This is a genomic window from Pseudomonas nitroreducens TX1, from assembly GCF_000313755.1.
GTDB lineage: Bacteria > Pseudomonadota > Gammaproteobacteria > Pseudomonadales > Pseudomonadaceae > Pseudomonas > Pseudomonas nitroreducens_A.
The window spans coordinates 1-2,500 of the sequence record NZ_AMZB01000074.1; the positions used below are offsets into that span (position 1 = coordinate 1).

1 rRNA gene is annotated in these 2,500 nt (G+C 52.3%); it reads left to right on the forward strand.

Annotated features, from left to right (window positions below):
- Positions 1–2,405 (forward strand): 23S ribosomal RNA (locus C167_RS0103330); the annotation flags it as partial.
- Positions 2,406–2,500 lie beyond the last annotated feature (95 nt).

Sequence of the window (2,500 nt, forward strand, 5' to 3'; positions counted from 1 at the left end):
AGTGAAATAGAACCTGAAACCGTATGCGTACAAGCAGTGGGAGCCTACTTTGTTAGGTGACTGCGTACCTTTTGTATAATGGGTCAGCGACTTATATTCAGTGGCGAGCTTAACCGAATAGGGAAGGCGTAGCGAAAGCGAGTCTTAATAGGGCGAATTAGTCGCTGGGTATAGACCCGAAACCGGGCGATCTATCCATGAGCAGGTTGAAGGTTAGGTAACACTGACTGGAGGACCGAACCCACTCCCGTTGAAAAGGTAGGGGATGACTTGTGGATCGGAGTGAAAGGCTAATCAAGCTCGGAGATAGCTGGTTCTCCTCGAAAGCTATTTAGGTAGCGCCTCACGTATCACTCCAGGGGGTAGAGCACTGTTTCGGCTAGGGGGTCATCCCGACTTACCAAACCGATGCAAACTCCGAATACCTGGAAGTGTCAGCGTGGGAGACACACGGCGGGTGCTAACGTCCGTCGTGAAAAGGGAAACAACCCAGACCGTCAGCTAAGGTCCCAAAGTTATGGTTAAGTGGTAAACGATGTGGGAAGGCTTAGACAGCTAGGAGGTTGGCTTAGAAGCAGCCACCCTTTAAAGAAAGCGTAATAGCTCACTAGTCGAGTCGGCCTGCGCGGAAGATGTAACGGGGCTCAAACCATACACCGAAGCTACGGGTGCATCGCAAGATGTGCGGTAGAGGAGCGTTCTGTAAGCCTGTGAAGGTGAGTTGAGAAGCTTGCTGGAGGTATCAGAAGTGCGAATGCTGACATGAGTAACGACAATGGGAGTGAAAAACTCCCACGCCGAAAGACCAAGGGTTCCTGCGCAACGTTAATCGACGCAGGGTTAGTCGGTCCCTAAGGCGAGGCTGAAGAGCGTAGTCGATGGGAAACAGGTTAATATTCCTGTACTTCTAGTTACTGCGATGGAGGGACGGAGAAGGCTAGGCCAGCTTGGCGTTGGTTGTCCAAGTTTAAGGTGGTAGGCAGAGATCTTAGGTAAATCCGGGGTCTTAATGCCGAGAGCTGATGACGAGTCATCTTTTAGATGATGAAGTGGTTGATGCCATGCTTCCAGGAAAAGCTTCTAAGCTTCAGGTAACTAGGAACCGTACCCCAAACCGACACAGGTGGTTGGGTAGAGAATACCAAGGCGCTTGAGAGAACTCGGGTGAAGGAACTAGGCAAAATGGCACCGTAACTTCGGGAGAAGGTGCGCCGGCGAGGGTGAAGTATTTACTACGTAAGCCCATGCCGGTCGAAGATACCAGGCCGCTGCGACTGTTTATTAAAAACACAGCACTCTGCAAACACGAAAGTGGACGTATAGGGTGTGACGCCTGCCCGGTGCCGGAAGGTTAATTGATGGGGTTAGCGAAAGCGAAGCTCTTGATCGAAGCCCCGGTAAACGGCGGCCGTAACTATAACGGTCCTAAGGTAGCGAAATTCCTTGTCGGGTAAGTTCCGACCTGCACGAATGGCGTAACGATGGCGGCGCTGTCTCCACCCGAGACTCAGTGAAATTGAAATCGCTGTGAAGATGCAGTGTATCCGCGGCTAGACGGAAAGACCCCGTGAACCTTTACTGTAGCTTTGCACTGGACTTTGAGCCTGCTTGTGTAGGATAGGTGGGAGGCTTTGAAGCGTGGACGCCAGTCTGCGTGGAGCCATCCTTGAAATACCACCCTGGCATGCTTGAGGTTCTAACTCTGGTCCGTTATCCGGATCGAGGACAGTGTATGGTGGGCAGTTTGACTGGGGCGGTCTCCTCCTAAAGAGTAACGGAGGAGTACGAAGGTGCGCTCAGACCGGTCGGAAATCGGTCGCAGAGTATAAAGGCAAAAGCGCGCTTGACTGCGAGACAGACACGTCGAGCAGGTACGAAAGTAGGTCTTAGTGATCCGGTGGTTCTGTATGGAAGGGCCATCGCTCAACGGATAAAAGGTACTCCGGGGATAACAGGCTGATACCGCCCAAGAGTTCATATCGACGGCGGTGTTTGGCACCTCGATGTCGGCTCATCACATCCTGGGGCTGAAGCCGGTCCCAAGGGTATGGCTGTTCGCCATTTAAAGTGGTACGCGAGCTGGGTTTAGAACGTCGTGAGACAGTTCGGTCCCTATCTGCCGTGGACGTTTGAGATTTGAGAGGGGCTGCTCCTAGTACGAGAGGACCGGAGTGGACGAACCTCTGGTGTTCCGGTTGTCACGCCAGTGGCATTGCCGGGTAGCTATGTTCGGAATAGATAACCGCTGAAAGCATCTAAGCGGGAAACTAGCCTCAAGATGAGATCTCACTGGGAACTTGATTCCCCTGAAGGGCCGTCGAAGACTACGACGTTGATAGGTCGGGTGTGTAAGCGCTGTGAGGCGTTGAGCTAACCGATACTAATTGCCCGTGAGGCTTGACCATATAACACCCAAACAATTTGCGTGTTGTACGGTGAAGACGTAACGAACCGAAAGTTCGTGTGAACCGCAAAGAACCTGTCACATACCCGAATCTGG